General features: G+C 60.3%; 24 protein-coding genes. All 24 read right to left on the bottom strand.

Annotated features, from left to right (window positions below):
- Positions 1 to 3: 3 nt before the first annotated feature.
- A complete protein-coding gene (gene secY / locus NAP1_RS07240; RefSeq protein WP_007164603.1) occupies positions 4 to 1,368 on the bottom strand; it encodes a preprotein translocase subunit SecY in 1,365 nt (454 codons plus the stop codon).
- Positions 1,369 to 1,542: 174 nt separating this feature from the next.
- Positions 1,543 to 2,022 carry a 50S ribosomal protein L15 gene (rplO, locus tag NAP1_RS07245; protein ID WP_040464335.1) on the bottom strand — a complete coding sequence of 160 codons (480 nt, stop codon included), beginning with the start codon at positions 2,020 to 2,022 and terminating at the stop codon, positions 1,543 to 1,545.
- 75 nt (positions 2,023 to 2,097) lie between these two features.
- Positions 2,098 to 2,274 carry a 50S ribosomal protein L30 gene (gene rpmD, locus NAP1_RS07250; RefSeq protein ID WP_007164605.1) on the bottom strand — a complete coding sequence of 59 codons (177 nt, stop codon included), beginning with the start codon at positions 2,272 to 2,274 and terminating at the stop codon, positions 2,098 to 2,100.
- Positions 2,275 to 2,280: 6 nt separating this feature from the next.
- Complete coding sequence (gene rpsE, locus NAP1_RS07255) at positions 2,281 to 3,090, bottom strand: 30S ribosomal protein S5 (RefSeq protein ID WP_007164606.1); 810 nt, start codon at positions 3,088 to 3,090, stop codon at positions 2,281 to 2,283.
- The gene (rplR, locus tag NAP1_RS07260) at positions 3,090 to 3,434 is read right to left on the bottom strand and encodes a 50S ribosomal protein L18 (RefSeq protein ID WP_007164607.1); all 345 of its coding nucleotides are present in this window, start codon (positions 3,432 to 3,434) and stop codon (positions 3,090 to 3,092) included. The genes rpsE and rplR overlap by 1 nt, the downstream gene beginning before the upstream one ends.
- A gap of 1 nt (position 3,435) precedes the next feature.
- Positions 3,436 to 3,969, bottom strand: a complete 534-nt coding sequence (gene rplF / locus NAP1_RS07265) for a 50S ribosomal protein L6 (protein ID WP_007164608.1) — start codon at positions 3,967 to 3,969, stop codon at positions 3,436 to 3,438.
- On the bottom strand, positions 3,969 to 4,364 hold the full coding sequence (gene rpsH, locus NAP1_RS07270) for a 30S ribosomal protein S8 (protein ID WP_007164609.1): 396 nt from the start codon (positions 4,362 to 4,364) through the stop codon (positions 3,969 to 3,971). The genes rplF and rpsH overlap by 1 nt, the downstream gene beginning before the upstream one ends.
- A gap of 11 nt (positions 4,365 to 4,375) precedes the next feature.
- Entirely contained in the window at positions 4,376 to 4,681 is a 306-nt protein-coding gene (rpsN, locus tag NAP1_RS07275; protein WP_007164610.1) for a 30S ribosomal protein S14, read from the bottom strand.
- A 44-nt stretch (positions 4,682 to 4,725) separates the two neighbouring features.
- Complete coding sequence (gene rplE, locus NAP1_RS07280) at positions 4,726 to 5,304, bottom strand: 50S ribosomal protein L5 (RefSeq protein WP_007164611.1); 579 nt, start codon at positions 5,302 to 5,304, stop codon at positions 4,726 to 4,728.
- On the bottom strand, positions 5,297 to 5,617 hold the full coding sequence (rplX, locus tag NAP1_RS07285) for a 50S ribosomal protein L24 (RefSeq protein ID WP_007164612.1): 321 nt from the start codon (positions 5,615 to 5,617) through the stop codon (positions 5,297 to 5,299). The genes rplE and rplX overlap by 8 nt, the downstream gene beginning before the upstream one ends.
- Position 5,618: 1 nt before the next feature.
- Positions 5,619 to 5,987 (bottom strand): 50S ribosomal protein L14, encoded by a 369-nt coding sequence (gene rplN / locus NAP1_RS07290; protein WP_007164614.1) that lies wholly within the window; start codon positions 5,985 to 5,987, stop codon positions 5,619 to 5,621.
- Positions 5,988 to 6,059: 72 nt separating this feature from the next.
- A complete protein-coding gene (rpsQ, locus tag NAP1_RS07295) occupies positions 6,060 to 6,362 on the bottom strand; it encodes a 30S ribosomal protein S17 (RefSeq protein WP_007164615.1) in 303 nt (100 codons plus the stop codon).
- 10 nt (positions 6,363 to 6,372) lie between these two features.
- A complete protein-coding gene (gene rpmC, locus NAP1_RS07300) occupies positions 6,373 to 6,579 on the bottom strand; it encodes a 50S ribosomal protein L29 (RefSeq protein ID WP_007164616.1) in 207 nt (68 codons plus the stop codon).
- Positions 6,579 to 7,013, bottom strand: a complete 435-nt coding sequence (gene rplP / locus NAP1_RS07305) for a 50S ribosomal protein L16 (protein WP_007164617.1) — start codon at positions 7,011 to 7,013, stop codon at positions 6,579 to 6,581. Before rplP ends, rpmC begins: the two co-directional genes overlap by 1 nt.
- A gap of 21 nt (positions 7,014 to 7,034) precedes the next feature.
- A complete protein-coding gene (gene rpsC / locus NAP1_RS07310; RefSeq protein WP_007164618.1) occupies positions 7,035 to 7,730 on the bottom strand; it encodes a 30S ribosomal protein S3 in 696 nt (231 codons plus the stop codon).
- Between the two features lie 3 nt (positions 7,731 to 7,733).
- Positions 7,734 to 8,111, bottom strand: a complete 378-nt coding sequence (gene rplV / locus NAP1_RS07315) for a 50S ribosomal protein L22 (protein WP_007164619.1) — start codon at positions 8,109 to 8,111, stop codon at positions 7,734 to 7,736.
- A complete protein-coding gene (gene rpsS / locus NAP1_RS07320) occupies positions 8,111 to 8,386 on the bottom strand; it encodes a 30S ribosomal protein S19 (RefSeq protein WP_007164620.1) in 276 nt (91 codons plus the stop codon). The genes rplV and rpsS overlap by 1 nt, the downstream gene beginning before the upstream one ends.
- A 6-nt stretch (positions 8,387 to 8,392) precedes the next feature.
- Positions 8,393 to 9,229: a 50S ribosomal protein L2 gene (gene rplB, locus NAP1_RS07325; RefSeq protein WP_007164621.1), complete on the bottom strand. Its 837-nt coding sequence runs from the start codon at positions 9,227 to 9,229 to the stop codon at positions 8,393 to 8,395.
- A gap of 8 nt (positions 9,230 to 9,237) precedes the next feature.
- Complete coding sequence (locus NAP1_RS07330; protein WP_007164622.1) at positions 9,238 to 9,546, bottom strand: 50S ribosomal protein L23; 309 nt, start codon at positions 9,544 to 9,546, stop codon at positions 9,238 to 9,240.
- Positions 9,539 to 10,162 (bottom strand): 50S ribosomal protein L4, encoded by a 624-nt coding sequence (gene rplD, locus NAP1_RS07335; RefSeq protein WP_007164623.1) that lies wholly within the window; start codon positions 10,160 to 10,162, stop codon positions 9,539 to 9,541. Before rplD ends, NAP1_RS07330 begins: the two co-directional genes overlap by 8 nt.
- 3 nt (positions 10,163 to 10,165) lie before the next feature.
- Positions 10,166 to 10,987 (bottom strand): 50S ribosomal protein L3, encoded by an 822-nt coding sequence (gene rplC, locus NAP1_RS07340; protein WP_007164624.1) that lies wholly within the window; start codon positions 10,985 to 10,987, stop codon positions 10,166 to 10,168.
- A gap of 293 nt (positions 10,988 to 11,280) precedes the next feature.
- Positions 11,281 to 11,592 (bottom strand): 30S ribosomal protein S10, encoded by a 312-nt coding sequence (gene rpsJ / locus NAP1_RS07345; RefSeq protein ID WP_006831877.1) that lies wholly within the window; start codon positions 11,590 to 11,592, stop codon positions 11,281 to 11,283.
- Between the two features lie 323 nt (positions 11,593 to 11,915).
- Positions 11,916 to 13,091 (bottom strand): elongation factor Tu, encoded by a 1,176-nt coding sequence (gene tuf, locus NAP1_RS07350; RefSeq protein WP_007164626.1) that lies wholly within the window; start codon positions 13,089 to 13,091, stop codon positions 11,916 to 11,918.
- 93 nt (positions 13,092 to 13,184) lie between these two features.
- The gene (gene fusA, locus NAP1_RS07355) at positions 13,185 to 15,317 is read right to left on the bottom strand and encodes an elongation factor G (RefSeq protein WP_007164627.1); all 2,133 of its coding nucleotides are present in this window, start codon (positions 15,315 to 15,317) and stop codon (positions 13,185 to 13,187) included.
- Between the last annotated feature and the right edge of the window lie 84 nt (positions 15,318 to 15,401).

Consider the following 15,401-nt stretch of genomic DNA (forward strand, 5'->3'; position numbering starts at 1 on the left):
GCGTCAGCGCATGCGGCCTTTCAACTTAGCTTTTTTGATGAGATCGCCATACTGGTGAGCCAGCAGATGCGACTGGACCTGGCTGATCGTGTCGACGGTCACGTTGACGACAATCAGGAGGCTGGTGCCGCCAAGGAACAGCGGGATGCCGGTCTGGGCGATCATGTATTCGGGGATCACGCAGACGAGCGTCAGGTAGATCGCGCCGACCACGGTGATGCGGGTGAGCACATACTCAAGATAGTCGGCGGTGCGCTTGCCCGGACGGATGCCCGGAATGAAGCCACCATTGCGCTTGAGGTTGTCCGCCGTCTCTTCCGGGTCAAACACGACCGCGGTGTAGAAGAAGCAGAAGAAGATGATGCCAATGGCGTAGAGCGCCATGTAGATCGGCTGACCATGCGCAAGATACTGGTTCAGCCACACGATGGTCGAACCAAAGCCGCTGGTCGTGTCGACCGAGTTGCCAGCGAACGAGCTGATCGTCAGCGGCAGCAGCAGCAGCGAGCTTGCGAAGATCGGCGGGATAACGCCAGCGGTGTTGAGCTTGAGCGGAAGGTGCGAGCGATCCGCCTGCATCATGCCACGCTGCGTCGCGCGCTTGGGATACTGGATCAGCAGGCGGCGCTGGGCGCGCTCGACAAAACTGATGAGCAGGATGAGGACCACGACCATCAGCAGGAAGGCGATGATGATCGTCGGAGCGATCGAGCCGGTGCGGCCGCCTTCGAACATGTTCATCGCGAAGGTCGGGAACTGGGCGACAATGCCCGCCATGATGATGAGCGAGACGCCGTTGCCGATACCGCGGCTGGTGATCTGCTCACCCAGCCACAGCAGGAACATGGTGCCGCCGACAAGGCTGATCACCGCGCCGATGCGGAAGCCGTAGCCGGGATTGACCACTGCCTCGATGCCCTGCGCGCTGGCATAGCTTTCGAGGCCGGTTGCAAGGAAATAGCCCTGAATCGCGCACAGGAAGACCGTGCCGTAGCGGGTATACTGGTTGAGCTTCTGACGGCCCGACGCGCCCTCTTTCTTGAGAGCGGCCAGCGTCGGGTGAAGCGCCGATGCCATCTGCACCACAATCGACGCGGTAATGTAGGGCATCACGCCAAGAGCGACGAGGCTCATATTCGCAAGCGCACCGCCCGTGAACATGTTGAACATGTCGAGGATGGTGCCCTGATTCTGCTGCGCCAGCAGGTCGAGCGCCAGCGGGTTGACACCCGGAAGCGGCACGAAGCTGAGGAAGCGGAAGACGATCAGCGCGCCGATCGTGAACCAGATGCGCTGGCGAAGCTCTGTTGCCTGGGCAAAGTTGCCGAGGTTCAGGTTGCTGGCGATATTGTCGGCGCGTGAAGCCATGTTTCTATGTCGATCCTAACATTTTCCGGTCCGGACGATCCCTGCCCTGCCCCGGTCATGCGGGCCTAAATAGGAACGGCAGGGCGACTTGTCGAACCCTGCCGCCAGATTTTGGGCCACTTTTCGTCAGCCCAGAGCATCTTCGCGACACCCCGGGCTGATGAGAGATACCAATTATTCGGCGTCAGCCTTGGCAGGAGCCTTGGTCTCGACGCTGCCGCCTGCCTTTTCGACCGCTGCGATCGCGCCCTTGGTCGCGCCGGTTACGACGAACTTGACCTTGGCCTTGAGCTCGCCCTTGCCGAGCAGACGGACACCGTCCTTGCCGCCACGTGCAAGGCCAGCCTCGCGCAGGGCTTCTTCGGTGATGTCCTTCTTGCCGTCGAGCTTCTTGGCGTCGATGAACTTCTGGACCATGCCGATGTTCACTTCCGCGTAGTCCTTGCCGAACGGGTTGTTGAAGCCGCGCTTCGGAAGACGCATGTGAAGCGGCATCTGGCCGCCTTCAAAGCCCTTGATCGCTACGCCCGAACGGCTCTTCTGGCCCTTCTGACCGCGTGCGGCAGTCTTGCCCTTGCCCGAGCCGATACCACGGCCCACACGCATGCGACCCTTACGGGCGCCTTCGTTGTCACGGATGTCGTTGAGTTTCATGTGTGCACTCGCTTTCGCTTTTGTTCGCGCTGAAAGGATGAGGCCCCGCACCATGCGAGGCCCCATGAGATTGGTTTAGTCAACGATCTCTACAAGATGCGGGATCTTTGCGACCGCGCCGCGAACTTCAGGGGTGTCCTGACGCTCGACGACTTTGTGCATCTTGTTGAGCCCAAGACCGATAAGGATCTTGCGCTGGCTTTCGGGACGACGGATCGGCGACCCGATCTGCTTGATCTTGATGGTAGCCATCAGGTGTTACTCCACAATAGCTGCAGCGTCGGCTTCCGCCTCGGCTGCGCTGGCACCGCCACGACCCAGGAGGTCGGCAACCTTCTTGCCGCGACGCTGCGCAACCGACTTCGGCGAAGTCTGGTCGGCAAGCGCGTCGAAGGTAGCGCGGATCATGTTGTACGGGTTCGAAGTGCCGACCGACTTGGTGACAACGTCAGCAACGCCGAGGCTTTCGAACACGGCACGCATCGGACCACCGGCGATGATGCCGGTACCCGGAGGCGCAGTGCGAACGGTGACCTTGCCTGCACCGAAACGGCCATTGCCGTCGTGGTGAAGCGTGCGGCCTTCCTTGAGCGGGACGCGGATCATCTTCTTGCGTGCAGCAGCGGTCGCCTTGGTGATGGCTTCAGGCACTTCGCGTGCCTTGCCGTGACCAAAGCCGACGCGGCCCTGACCGTCGCCGACGACGACGAGAGCTGCAAAGCCGAAGCGCTTACCACCCTTAACCGTCTTCGAGACGCGGTTGATGTGCACGAGCTTCTCGATGATGCCATCATCTTCTTCTTCGCGCTTGCCACGACGGTTGTCGCGACCACCACGACCACGGCCACCACCGTCACGACCACCACGGCCACGACCACGGCCCTGGCGTTCTTCCGCCTTGGGCTGTTCGGTCGGCTGAGCGCTGGGCTCTTGAGCCGGGTTCTGGTTGTCGGCAGCTTCCGACGGCGTTTCTGCAGCAGCAGGAACCTCAGCGTTGGCCTTTGCAGCCGCTGCTTCGGGAGTTTCCGTCACTTCGGGAGTTTCGTTCTTGTTTTCGTCAGCCATCATCAGAACTCCAGCCCGCCTTCGCGAGCGGCATCGGCCAGCGCCTTGACGCGGCCATGGAACAGGAACCCGCCGCGATCGAACACGACAGTGGTCACGCCGGCCTTCTTGGCAGCGGCAGCGATGTCCTTGCCGACCTTTGCGGCGGCATCGACATTCGCACCCGAAGCCTTGGCACCAAGCGTCGATGCGGCGGCAACGGTCTTGCCTTCTGCATCGTCGATGATCTGGGCGTAGATGTGCCGACCGGTGCGGTGCACCGAGAGACGTGGCTTGCCACCAGCACGCGACCGCAGAGCGGTGCGCACACGACGACGGCGACGTTCAAAGAGGGAAAGTTTTGCCATCTTACTTCTTCTTCCCTTCCTTGCGGAAGATATACTCGCCGCGATACTTGATACCCTTGCCCTTGTAAGGCTCAGGCTTGCGATATTCGCGGATTTCGGCGGCAAACTGGCCAACGGCCTGCTTGTCGATACCGCTGATTTCGACCGTGGTCTGGTCCGGGGTCTTCACTTCGAGACCTTCGGGCACGTCGAGCAGAACATCGTGGCTAAAACCAAGCTCGAGCTTGAGCTTCTTGCCCTGTGCGTTTGCACGATAACCAACGCCCGAAATCTCGAGCGTCTTGGAGAAACCTTCGGTCACACCTTCAACCAGGTTCGCGACCAGCGTGCGCTGCATGCCCCAGTAGGAGCGCGCCTGCTTCGTGTCGTTGGCCGGGTTCACCTGGATCTCTTCGCCCTCGACCTTGTAGTCGATGAGGTCGGAAAGACCCATGCTCAGCGTGCCCTTGGGGCCCTTAACCGTCAGCGTGTCGCCTTCGATGTTGGCCGTCACGCCGCCCGGGATCGGGACTGCCTTTTTACCAATGCGGCTCATCAGAACACCTCCGCGAGCACTTCGCCGCCGACATTGTTCTCGCGTGCTTCAGCATCCGAAAGGACACCGCGCGGGGTCGAGACGATGGTGATGCCAAGGCCGTTGCGCACGTTCGGCAGTTCTTTCGAACCCGAATAAATGCGGCGGCCCGGCTTGGAGACGCGAGCGACGTGCTTGATCGCCGGCTCGCCTTCGAAATACTTCAGTTCGATGCGCAGCGCAGCGTGCTTGCCCGAGCTGTCTTCGCTGTAGCCACGGATGTAGCCTTCGCGCTGAAGCACTTCGAGAACGTTTGCACGCAGCTTGGAAGCGGGCGAAAGGACGCTGTCCTTCTTCGCCTGCTGGCCGTTGCGGATGCGGGTGAGCATATCACCCAGAGGATCGGTCATAGCCATGTGTCAGTTCCTCACCAGCTCGACTTGGTCAGACCGGGGATCATGCCGCGGTTGCCGAGTTGACGCAGTTCGATACGGTTGATGCCGAACTTGCGGTAATAGCCGCGCGGGCGGCCGGTGGTGGCGCAGCGGTTGCGCACGCGGGTCGGATTCGCATTACGCGGAATCTCGGCCATCTTCAGGCGCGCAATCAGACGCTCGCTTTCATCAAGCGATTCATCGTTAGCGATAGCCTTCAGCTTCTCGTACTTCGCTGCGTACTTCTTAACGAGCTGCTTGCGGCGCTCGTTCTTGTTGATCGAACTCAGTTTCGCCATTGGACTTAAGCTCTCTTTCCTAGTGTCTTGTCCAAGGCTCGCCCTCAGGCGGCCTTCTTGTCTTCGCCTGCTTCGCCCTGGAAGGGGAAGCCGAACAGACGCAGCAGCTCACGGGCTTCTTCGTCGGTCTTGGCGGTGGTGGTCACGATGATGTCCATGCCCCGAACCTTCTCGATCTTGTCGTACGAGATTTCGGGGAAAACGATCTGCTCCTTGAGGCCCATCGCGTAGTTGCCACGGCCGTCGAACGACTTGTCGTTCACGCCGCGGAAGTCGCGGATGCGAGGCATTGCGATGGTCACGAGGCGGTCGAGGAATTCGAACATGCGGTCACGGCGCAGGGTTACCTTGCAACCGATCGGCATGCCTTCGCGCAGCTTGAACTGTGCGATCGACTTCTTCGCCTTGGTGATGACCGGCTTCTGACCAGCGATCAGAGCCATTTCCTCAGCTGCGGTCTGGACCTTCTTCTTATCCTGGCTCGCTTCGCCCACGCCCATGTTGAGCGTGATCTTTTCGAGACGCGGGACTTCGAGACGGTTCTTGTAACCGAACTTTTCGGTCATCGCCTTGACGATTTCGTCTTCGTAACGGGCCTTGAGGCGCGGAGTGTAATCAGCCATCGATGGTCTCCCCACTCTTCACGGCAACGCGAACCTTCTTGCCGTCCTTTTCTTCGAAACGGACGCGGGTCGGCTTGCCATCCTTGGGATCGGCCAGAGCAACCTTCGAGATGTTCATCGGAGCCGGAGTACGGTCGATGCCACCCTGCGGGTTTACCTGGCTCGGCTTGCGGTGACGGGTTGCGACGTTGATACCCTCGACGATGATCTTGCCTTCTTTCGGCAGGACCTGCTGGACTTTGCCGGTACGGCCCTTGTCCTTGCCCGAGAGAACGACGACTTCGTCACCCTTTTTGATCTTTGCAGCACCCATCTTAGAGCACCTCCGGAGCGAGCGAGATAATCTTCATGAAGCCGCGGCCACGAAGTTCGCGAACCACCGGCCCGAAGATACGGGTGCCGATCGGCTCGTTCGACTTGTTGACCAGGACAGCGGAGTTGCTGTCGAAGCGGATTACGCTGCCGTCGGGGCGGCGCACATCCTTGCGGGTGCGCACGATGACGGCGCGGTGAACGTCGCCCTTCTTCACCTTTGCGCGCGGCTGGGCTTCCTTGACGGAAACCACGATCACGTCGCCAACGGAGGCAAAACGACGCTTCGACCCGCCCAGCACCTTAATGCACTGGACGCGCTTTGCGCCGCTGTTGTCCGCGACGTCGAGATTGGATTGCATCTGGATCATTGATCCGGTTCCTTCTCTTGGCTTGCCAAGTCACCCGACAGTAACCGGGGCCTGGCAGTTCCTTGCTACGTCTTACTCTGCGCCGGTCGGGGTCGCTTCTGCGACGTCCAGATCGGCTTCGATTGCCTGCACTCCGCCAGCCACGACACGGTCCTTGACGGCCCAGGTCTTGGTCTTGGAGATCGGCTTCGTCTCTTCGATACGAACGACGTCACCCAGGGTGTATTCGTTCTTCTCGTCGTGAGCGTGATACTTCTTCGAGCGACGGATGATCTTCCCGTAAAGCGGGTGCTTCACCTTGCGCTCGACCAGTACGGTCACGGTTTTGTCGGTCTTGTCGGAGGTGACAGTCCCGACGAGGATACGTTTCGGCATTGTCTACTCCTTACGCCTTGGCTGCCGCAGCAGCCCGCTCGTTCTGCAGCGTCTTGATCTGAGCGATCGTGCGACGCACTTCGCGGATGCGCGAAGGCTTCTCGAGCTGGTTGGTCGCAGCCTGGAACCGCAGGTTGAACTGCTCGCGCTTGAGCTCGGTGAGCTCAGCGGACAGCTGGTCGTCGGTCTTGGTGCGAAGGTCTTCGGTGTTAGCCATTATTCGCCTCCCAGGTGCGAGGTGTCGCCAAAGCGGGCAACGACCTTGGTCTTGATTGGCAGCTTCATCGCGGCGCGTTCGAAAGCGAGAGCGGCCACCTGGCCGTCAACGCCGTCGAGTTCGAACAGGATGCGGCCCGGCTTTACGCGAGCAGCCCAGTATTCGACCGAGCCCTTACCCTTACCCTGACGAACTTCAGCCGGCTTCTTCGAAACTGGCACGTCGGGGAAGACGCGGATCCACAGGCGACCCTGGCGCTTCATGGCGCGGGTGATCGCACGGCGAGCCGCTTCGATCTGGCGCGCGGTGATACGCTCGGGCTCAAGAGCTTTCAGACCGTAAGAGCCGAAGTTCAGCGTGGTGCCGCCCTTCGCGTCGCCCTTGATCTTGCCCTTGAAAGCCTTGCGATACTTGGTTTTCTTTGGTTGCAGCATGGTTCTTTCCTAATCCTGCAATCAGCGAGCCGGACGCACGCCGGAAGTCTGAGCTTCCATCATGAGACGGTCCTGCGCGGTCGGATCGTGGGCCAGAATCTCGCCCTTGAAGATCCAGACCTTGATCCCGATGATGCCGTAAGCGGTGAGCGCTTCGGTTTCAGCGTAGTCGATGTTCGCACGCAGGGTGTGAAGCGGCACGCGGCCTTCGCGGTACCATTCGACGCGGGCGATTTCAGCGCCGCCGAGACGGCCACCGCACACGATCTTGATACCTTCAGCGCCAAGACGCAGTGCCGACTGAACCGCACGCTTCATGGCGCGGCGGAAAGCGACACGGCGAACCAGCTGGTCAGCCACGCCCTGAGCGACGAGCTTGGCGTCGATTTCCGGCTTGCGGATCTCAACGATGTTCAGCTTCACTTCGCTCGAAGTCATGGTCGACAGCTTGGCGCGCAGCTTTTCGATGTCTGCGCCCTTCTTGCCGATGATGACGCCCGGACGCGCAGCATAAATCGAAACGCGGCACAGCTTGGCCGGACGCTCGATCACAACCTTCGAGATCGCTGCCTGGGGCAGGCTTTCAAGGATGTACTTGCGCATCTTGATGTCTTCCGCGAGCAGGCCGGCGTAGTCGCGCCCTTCGGCGTACCAGCGGCTGTCCCACGTGCGGTTGATCTGGAGACGCAGACCGATTGGGTTACTCTTCTGACCCATGGTTTAGGCCTCCTCTACTTCGCGAACGACGATGCGCAGCTTGCTGAAGGGCTTCAGGATGCGAGTCGACTTGCCGCGGCCACGAGTGTGGAAACGCTTCATCGTGATCGACTTGCCAACCGAAGCCTCGGCAACGACGAGAGCGTCGACGTCGAGATCGTGGTTGTTTTCCGCATTGGCGATCGCGGATGCGAGCACCTTGCTGGCGTCTTTCGCCATCGCCTTCTTGGAGAAGGAGAGGATGTTCATGGCCTCTTCGGCCTTCTTGCCACGGATCAGCTCGGCAACGAGGTTGAGCTTCTGCGCCGAACCACGGATCGTGGTGCCGACGGCAAGCGCCTCATTCTCTGCAACGCGGCGGGGGGACTTTGCCTTGCCCATTATCGCTTACCCTTCTTGTCAGCCGCGTGGCCTGGGAAGTTGCGCGTCGGAGCGAACTCGCCAAGCTTGTGGCCAACCATTTCTTCCGAAACGGAAACCGGGATGAACTTCTGACCGTTGTAGACGTTGAACGTGAGCCCAACGAACTGCGGCAGGATGGTGGAGCGACGCGACCAGGTCTTGATCGGCTTGTTGCTGCTCGCTTCCTGTGCGTCCTCGGCCTTCTTGAGAAGGCTGAGTTCGACGAACGGACCTTTCCAGACGGAACGTGCCATGTCTGCTTACCTCTTCTTCTTCGCGTGCCGCGAACGGATGATCATCTTGTCCGTCTGCTTGTTCTTGCGGGTACGGGCGCCCTTGGTCGGCTTGCCCCACGGAGTAACCGGGTGACGGCCACCGCTGGTGCGGCCTTCACCACCACCGTGCGGGTGATCGACCGGGTTCTTGGCGACACCGCGAGTGAGCGGGCGACGGCCCTTCCAACGGGTGCGACCGGCCTTGCCGAAGTTCTGGTTCTGGTTGTCGGGGTTCGAAACCGCGCCAACCGTACCCATGCAATCGGCACGCAGGTAACGCTGCTCGCCTGAGTTCAGGCGAACGATGACCATGCCGCGGTCACGACCAACGAGCTGGACGTAAGCACCGGCAGAGCGGGCGATCTGACCACCCTTGCCCGGCTTCATCTCGACGTTGTGGCAGATCGTGCCAACCGGCATCTGGCCCAGAAGCATAGCGTTGCCAGGCTTCGTGTCGACCTTTTCACCGGCGACCACCGTGTCACCCACAGCAAGACGCTGCGGAGCGATGATGTAAGCCAGTTCGCCATCTTCGTACTTCAAGAGTGCGATGAAAGCGGTGCGGTTGGGGTCGTATTCGATCCGCTCGACGGTCGCGGGGACATCCCACTTGCGACGCTTGAAGTCGATGAAACGATACTTCTGCTTGTGACCGCCGGCGATACCGCGCGAGGTCACGTGACCCTTGTTGTTACGGCCACCGGTCTTGCGCTTGCCTTCGGTGAGCGACTTGACCGGGCCACCTTTGTGGAGGCCCGACTTGTCGACCAGGATAAGGCCGCGACGTGCGGGGCTTGTCGGTTTGTAGTTCTTGAGTGCCATGATCCGCCTCAGATACCGCTGGTGATGTCGATCATCTCGCCTTCAGCGAGACGTACGACAGCCTTTTTGAAATCCGAGCGCTTGTAGGGCTTGCCCTTCCAGCGCTTGGTCTTGCCTTTGGTCAGGATGGTGTTCACCGATACGACCTTCTTGTCGTAGATGGCTTCCACCGCTTCCTTGATCTGCGGCTTGGTCGCGTCGTTCGCCACCTTGAACACCACCGCATTTTGTTCCGACGCCATGGTCGACTTTTCGGTGATGTGAGGTGCGAGGATCACGTCGTAGTGCCGCGCGTCGATGCCGTCCTTCTTAGCCATTGAAGCGCGCCTCCAGCTTTTCGACCGCATCCTTGGTGAGGATCAGCGTGTCGTGGTTGAGGATGTCGTAGACGTTCGCGCCAGCGGCCGGCAGGACGTTGACGCCCTTGAGGTTGCCTGCAGCCTGCTTGAAGCCGTCATTCACGCTCTCGCCGTCGATCACGAGGACCTTGCCGGCAAAACCGTGCTTGTCGAAGTGACCCTTGAGAGCCTGGGTCTTCGCTTCCTTCAGCTCAAGGCTGTCGAGAACGACGAGGCCGTCCTTTGCCTTGGTCGAAAGAGCCATCTTGAGACCGAGAGCGCGGATCTTCTTGTTCAGCGACTGGTTGAAGTCACGCTTGCGAGCACCGTGAGCCTTACCACCGCCGATAAAGATCGGAGCGCCGCGATCGCCGTGGCGAGCGCCGCCCGAACCCTTCTGGGCACCGAACTTCTTGCCGGTGCGTGCCACGTCCGAACGCTCACGCGTGGGACGAGCGGTGGCACGGCGGTTCTCGAGCTGCCAGGTCACGACCCGGTGCAGGATGTCAGCGCGCGGTTCAACACCGAACACGTCATCCGACAGTTCGATATCGCCCGACGCCTTCCCGTCGATTTTCTGGACCTTCACCTTCATGGCTTAGTCTTCCTTCTTTTCTTCAGCCGCGCCATCGGTGGCGGGGGCGTCAGTCGTGCCACCGTTTTGGGCAGCAGCTTCTTCAGCCGGGGTCGGCACGTCGGTGGCATCCTGCTCGGGTGCTGCAGCTTCGTCCTGCGGCTTTGCAGTCTCGAGGACAGCGCCGGGGAACGGAAGATCTTCAGGCATGTCGAGCTTGATCGCGTCGCGAACCAGCAGCCAGCCATTCTTCGAGCCAGGGACCGAGCCCTTGATGAAGAGGAGGCCGCGATCGGCATCGGTGCGAACCACTTCGAGGTTCATCTGGGTGCGCTGACGGTCGCCCATGTGGCCGGCCATCTTCTTGCCCTTGAACACGCGGCCCGGATCCTGACGGTTACCCGTCGAACCGTGCGAGCGGTGCGAGATCGAAACACCGTGGGTGGCGCGAAGACCGCCGAAGCCCCAGCGCTTCATAGCACCGGCAAAGCCCTTACCCTGGGTGTGACCCGTGATGTCGACCTTCTGGCCTGCGACGAAGTGGTCGGCGCTGATCAGCGAGCCGACGGGCACGAGGCCTTCTTCGTTTTCGACACGGAATTCGGCAACGCGCTGCTTGAGACCAACGCCTGCTTTGCCGAAGTGCTCACGCTGCGGCTTCGCAACGTTTTTCTGTTTCGCTTCGCCTGCACCCAGCTGAACGGCGAAGTAGCCGTCGTTATCTGCGGTGCGGTGCGAGACGACCTGGCAATCTTCCAGAGCGAGCACGGTAACGGGCACGTGCCGTCCGTCCTCCTGGAAGAGGCGGGTCATCCCAACCTTCTTTGCGATCACGCCTGTGCGCATCGTCTATACTCCTTACAGAGGCACCCAAGGGACCATCCCAAAGGTGCGTGCGGATCACCTTGTTTCCTTGGCAATCCATTCGGCCCAATTTGTTTATGCTACGAGCCCCGTCCGGGCTTATGCCTCCCCTCGCCTTCATGGCGCCGGTTTGGCGAGACGGAGGACGCAGCCCGAGCATGCTCGGCGGTATCCAGATGTCTTGCGGGTCGTTTCCGACCAGCGGGGCCATCGGGGGCCCAAATTCTCAGACCAGCTTTACGTCCTGCCTGATGGACGGTGAAATCGAGCGGTGATTAGGCCAGCTTGATTTCGACGTTCACGCCTGCAGCAAGGTCCAGCTTCATCAGAGCGTCGACCGTCTGGGCGTTGGGCTGCACGATGTCGAGCAGCCGCTTGTAGGTGCGCACCTCGAACTGCTCGCGCGACTTCTTGTCGATGTGCGGGCCGCGGTTCACGGTGAACTTCTCGATACGCGTCGGCATGGGAATGGGGCCACGAATAAGAGCACCCGTACGACGCGCCGTGTCAGCGATTTCGCCAGTCGCCTGGTCGAGAACGCGGTGGTCAAATGCCTTGAGGCGAATACGGATATTCTGTGCTTCCATTACCTATACCAATGCGAAAGAGCCGAAGAACGCCACTGTGGTGGGCGACGCCCTCAAAAACAAAAGGCCAGCCCCGCTTCTCGTTGCCGTTCTGCGGGCGGCCTTACCTAATTTCGTTACAACGGAAACGAATCTCCGTCGAAGTTGGCGCGCGTATATCGGGTGAGCCGGATTCTGGCAACCCATAAGTGTCACGAAAAGTACACGCAGCCGGTGAGGTGTTCTCCCGACACGTTCGTCGAAACTCACCTCACATAAATTGGGGGCCGGCTCACATTTGTGAACCGGCCCCCGAATTTGTGCGTTGCCCTGAGGGCAGCGGCTTACTTGGTGATCTTCGAAACCACGCCCGAGCCGACGGTGCGGCCGCCTTCGCGGATTGCGAAGCGCAGACCTTCGTCCATGGCGATCGGTGCAATCAGCTTGACGCCGATGGTCACGTTGTCGCCCGGCATAACCATCTCGGTGCCTTCGGGAAGGATCACTTCGCCGGTCACGTCGGTGGTGCGGAAGTAGAACTGCGGACGGTAGTTAGCGAAGAACGGCGTGTGACGGCCACCTTCGTCCTTCGAAAGGACGTAGACTTCTGCGCTGAACTCGGTGTGCGGCGTAACCGAACCCGGCTTCGCGAGAACCTGGCCACGCTCAACTTCTTCACGGCCAACGCCGCGGATCAGGGCACCGATGTTGTCGCCAGCTTCACCCGAATCGAGCAGCTTGCGGAACATTTCAACGCCGGTCACGGTCGTCTTGGTGGTGTCCTTGATGCCGACGATTTCAACTTCGTCGCCAACGTTCACAACGCCGGTTTCAACACGGCCGGTAACAACCGTACCACGACCCGAGATCGAGAACACGTCTTCGATCGGCATCAGGAAGTCCTTGTCGACCGGGCGGTCGGGCTGCGGGATGTTTTCGTCCACAGCGTCCATGAGTTCCTTGATCGAGTTTTCACCGATTTCCGGATCACGACCTTCGAGAGCGGCCAGAGCCGAACCCTTCACGATGGCGATGTTGTCGCCGTCGAAGCCGTACTCGCTGAGGAGTTCGCGAACTTCCAGTTCGACGAGCTCGAGGATTTCCTCGTCGTCAACCTGGTCGACCTTGTTCATGTAAACGACCAGAGCCGGAACGCCGACCTGACGGGCAAGCAGGATGTGCTCGCGGGTCTGCGGCATCGGGCCGTCAGCTGCGTTCACAACCAGGATAGCGCCGTCCATCTGCGCTGCGCCGGTGATCATGTTCTTCACGTAGTCAGCGTGACCCGGGCAGTCGACGTGAGCGTAGTGACGTGCGTCGGTTTCATATTCGACGTGTGCGGTCGAAATGGTGATGCCGCGCTCGCGCTCTTCGGGAGCCTTGTCGATGTTTGCGAAATCGACAGCCGAACCCAGGACCTTGGTGATCGCTGCGGTCAGCGTGGTCTTACCGTGGTCAACGTGACCGATGGTGCCGACGTTAACGTGCGGCTTATTACGCTCAAACTTTTCCTTCGCCATTTCTCTAATAACCTTCTTTTTGAAATTGATTGCTTCGCGGGAGAAAGGGCGGGCCCGCTGAATCAGGCGCCGCCCCTAGCGTTTAGCGCTTGCTTACGCAAGCTTCTCCTTAACCTCTTGCGCCACAGCCTGCGGCACTTCGTCGTAGTGGCTGAACTGCATCGTGTACTGTGCGCGTCCCTGAGTGAACGAGCGCAGTTCGTTGACGTAGCCGAACATGTTGGCCAGCGGGACAAAGGCTTCGACGGCCTGTGCGTTGCCGCGGCTGTCGGTGCCCTGGATCTGACCACGACGAGAGTTGAGGTCGCCGATCACGTCGCCGAGGTAGTCCTCGGGAGTGACGACTTCAACCTTCATCACCGGCTCAAGCAGCTTGATACCGGCCTTCTGAGCGGCTTCACGCATCGCACCGCGACCCGTGATTTCAAACGCCACCGTCGAACTGTCGACATCGTGGTACTTGCCGTCGATCAGACGGATCGTGAAGTCGATGATCGGGAAGCCGACCAGGTGACCACTTTCAGCCTGCTCGCGCATGCCCTTTTCAACCGACGGGATGTATTCGCGCGGAATGTTACCGCCCTTGATCTCGTCTTCGAAGATGATGCCCTGGCCGCGTTCACCGGGGGTGACGACAACCTTGGCTTCACCGAACTGACCCGAACCACCCGACTGCTTCTTGTGGGTGTAGGTGAGCTCGACTTCGCGGGCGAGCGATTCGCGGTATGCCACCTGCGGCGCACCGACGTTTGCTTCGACCTTGAACTCGCGCTTCATACGATCGACGAGAATGTCGAGGTGAAGCTCGCCCATGCCCTTGATGATCGTCTGACCGCTTTCGTGGTCGGTCGACACGCGGAAGCTGGGATCCTCGGCAGCCAGGCGGTTGAGCGCAACGCCCATCTTTTCCTGGTCGGCCTTGGTCTTGGGTTCCACCGACAGTTCGATAACCGGATCGGGGAATTCCATGCGCTCGAGGATGATCGGTGCGGAAGGCGCACAAAGGGTATCACCGGTGGTGGTTTCCTTCAGGCCTGCGATTGCAACGATGTCGCCAGCGAACGCTTCATCAATGTCTTCACGCTCGTTGGAGTGCATCAGCAGCATACGGCCGATCTTTTCCTTCTTGTCCTTCACCGAGTTCAGGACCGAGCCCTTTTCGAGCTTGCCCGAATAGATGCGCGTGAAGGTGAGCGAGCCGACGAACGGGTCGTTCATGATCTTGAATGCGAGCGCGCTGAAGGGCTCGTCATCCGAAGACGGACGCGATGCTTCTTCCTCGCTGTCGGGCAGAACGCCCTTAATCGCGGGAACGTCGAGCGGCGACGGCATGTAGTCGATGACCGCGTCGAGAAGCGGCTGAACGCCCTTGTTCTTGAACGCCGAACCACACAGGACGGGGACGAATTTCTGCTCAAGCGTGCCCTGGCGAATCAGGCGCTTGAGCGTCTGAGCGTCAGGCTCGTTGCCTTCGAGATAGGCTTCCATGACATCATCGTCCTGCTCAACGGCAAGCTCGATCAGCTTCTCGCGGTATTCTGCCGCTTCGTCAGCCATATCGTCAGGGATCGGGCCGAAGGTGTATTCAGCGCCGAGGTCTTCGTTCTTCCAGGTGATAGCACGCTGGTTGACGAGGTCGACGAGGCCTTCGAGGCTCGATTCGATGCCGATCGGCAGGTACAGGACAGCCGGGGTCGCACCGAGGCGGTCGATGATCGACTGCACGCAGTACTTGAAGTCGGCGCCGGTGCGGTCGAGCTTGTTGATGAAGCACATCCGCGGAACCTTGTACTTGTCGGCCTGACGCCAGACAGTCTCGGACTGCGGCTCAACGCCGGCAACGCCGTCGAAGCATGCAACCGCGCCGTCGAGCACGCGCAGCGAACGCTCGACTTCAATGGTGAAGTCAACGTGGCCGGGGGTGTCGATGATGTTGATGCGGTGCTTGGGCGTGTTCGCGCGCAGTTCCTTGGGATCGCCCATCGGATCCATGTCGGGATCTTCCGGGTTCCAGAAACAAGTGGTCGCAGCCGACGTGATCGTGATCCCGCGCTCCTGCTCCTGCTCCATCCAGTCCATCGTCGCAGCACCATCGTGCACTTCGCCGATCTTGTAGGACTTGCCGGTGTAGTAGAGGATACGCTCGGTCGTGGTGGTCTTGCCGGCATCGATGTGCGCCATGATGCCGATATTGCGATAGCGCTCCAGCGGATAATCGCGGGCCATAATATCTTCCTTAAGGTCTTCAGGGGGCCGCCGTTAGCGGATCGGCCCCCATATAGTGACGATTGTGACAGGCGAAAGACGTGT

The sequence above is a fragment of the Erythrobacter sp. NAP1 genome (assembly GCF_000152865.1).
In the GTDB taxonomy this organism is placed as follows: domain Bacteria; phylum Pseudomonadota; class Alphaproteobacteria; order Sphingomonadales; family Sphingomonadaceae; genus Erythrobacter.

Bases quoted from the DNA above. Each gene is read 5' to 3' on its own strand.
- secY (WP_007164603.1), bottom strand. From the start codon at position 1,368: ATGGCTTCACGCGCCGACAATATCGCCAGCAACCTGAACCTCGGCAAC.
- rplO (WP_040464335.1), bottom strand. From the start codon at position 2,022: ATGAAACTCAACGACATCCGTGACAACGAAGGCGCCCGTAAGGGTCGC.
- rpmD (WP_007164605.1), bottom strand. From the start codon at position 2,274: ATGGCTACCATCAAGATCAAGCAGATCGGGTCGCCGATCCGTCGTCCC.
- rpsE (WP_007164606.1), bottom strand. From the start codon at position 3,090: ATGATGGCTGACGAAAACAAGAACGAAACTCCCGAAGTGACGGAAACT.
- rplR (WP_007164607.1), bottom strand. From the start codon at position 3,434: ATGGCAAAACTTTCCCTCTTTGAACGTCGCCGTCGTCGTGTGCGCACC.
- rplF (WP_007164608.1), bottom strand. From the start codon at position 3,969: ATGAGCCGCATTGGTAAAAAGGCAGTCCCGATCCCGGGCGGCGTGACG.
- rpsH (WP_007164609.1), bottom strand. From the start codon at position 4,364: ATGGCTATGACCGATCCTCTGGGTGATATGCTCACCCGCATCCGCAAC.
- rpsN (WP_007164610.1), bottom strand. From the start codon at position 4,681: ATGGCGAAACTGAGTTCGATCAACAAGAACGAGCGCCGCAAGCAGCTC.
- rplE (WP_007164611.1), bottom strand. From the start codon at position 5,304: ATGGCTGATTACACTCCGCGCCTCAAGGCCCGTTACGAAGACGAAATC.
- rplX (WP_007164612.1), bottom strand. From the start codon at position 5,617: ATGGGTGCTGCAAAGATCAAAAAGGGTGACGAAGTCGTCGTTCTCTCG.
- rplN (WP_007164614.1), bottom strand. From the start codon at position 5,987: ATGATCCAGATGCAATCCAATCTCGACGTCGCGGACAACAGCGGCGCA.
- rpsQ (WP_007164615.1), bottom strand. From the start codon at position 6,362: ATGCCGAAACGTATCCTCGTCGGGACTGTCACCTCCGACAAGACCGAC.
- rpmC (WP_007164616.1), bottom strand. From the start codon at position 6,579: ATGGCTAACACCGAAGACCTTCGCACCAAGACCGACGACCAGCTGTCC.
- rplP (WP_007164617.1), bottom strand. From the start codon at position 7,013: ATGCTGCAACCAAAGAAAACCAAGTATCGCAAGGCTTTCAAGGGCAAG.
- rpsC (WP_007164618.1), bottom strand. From the start codon at position 7,730: ATGGGTCAGAAGAGTAACCCAATCGGTCTGCGTCTCCAGATCAACCGC.
- rplV (WP_007164619.1), bottom strand. From the start codon at position 8,111: ATGGGCAAGGCAAAGTCCCCCCGCCGCGTTGCAGAGAATGAGGCGCTT.
- rpsS (WP_007164620.1), bottom strand. From the start codon at position 8,386: ATGGCACGTTCCGTCTGGAAAGGTCCGTTCGTCGAACTCAGCCTTCTC.
- rplB (WP_007164621.1), bottom strand. From the start codon at position 9,229: ATGGCACTCAAGAACTACAAACCGACAAGCCCCGCACGTCGCGGCCTT.
- NAP1_RS07330 (WP_007164622.1), bottom strand. From the start codon at position 9,546: ATGGCTAAGAAGGACGGCATCGACGCGCGGCACTACGACGTGATCCTC.
- rplD (WP_007164623.1), bottom strand. From the start codon at position 10,162: ATGAAGGTGAAGGTCCAGAAAATCGACGGGAAGGCGTCGGGCGATATC.
- rplC (WP_007164624.1), bottom strand. From the start codon at position 10,987: ATGCGCACAGGCGTGATCGCAAAGAAGGTTGGGATGACCCGCCTCTTC.
- rpsJ (WP_006831877.1), bottom strand. From the start codon at position 11,592: ATGGAAGCACAGAATATCCGTATTCGCCTCAAGGCATTTGACCACCGC.
- tuf (WP_007164626.1), bottom strand. From the start codon at position 13,091: ATGGCGAAGGAAAAGTTTGAGCGTAATAAGCCGCACGTTAACGTCGGC.
- fusA (WP_007164627.1), bottom strand. From the start codon at position 15,317: ATGGCCCGCGATTATCCGCTGGAGCGCTATCGCAATATCGGCATCATG.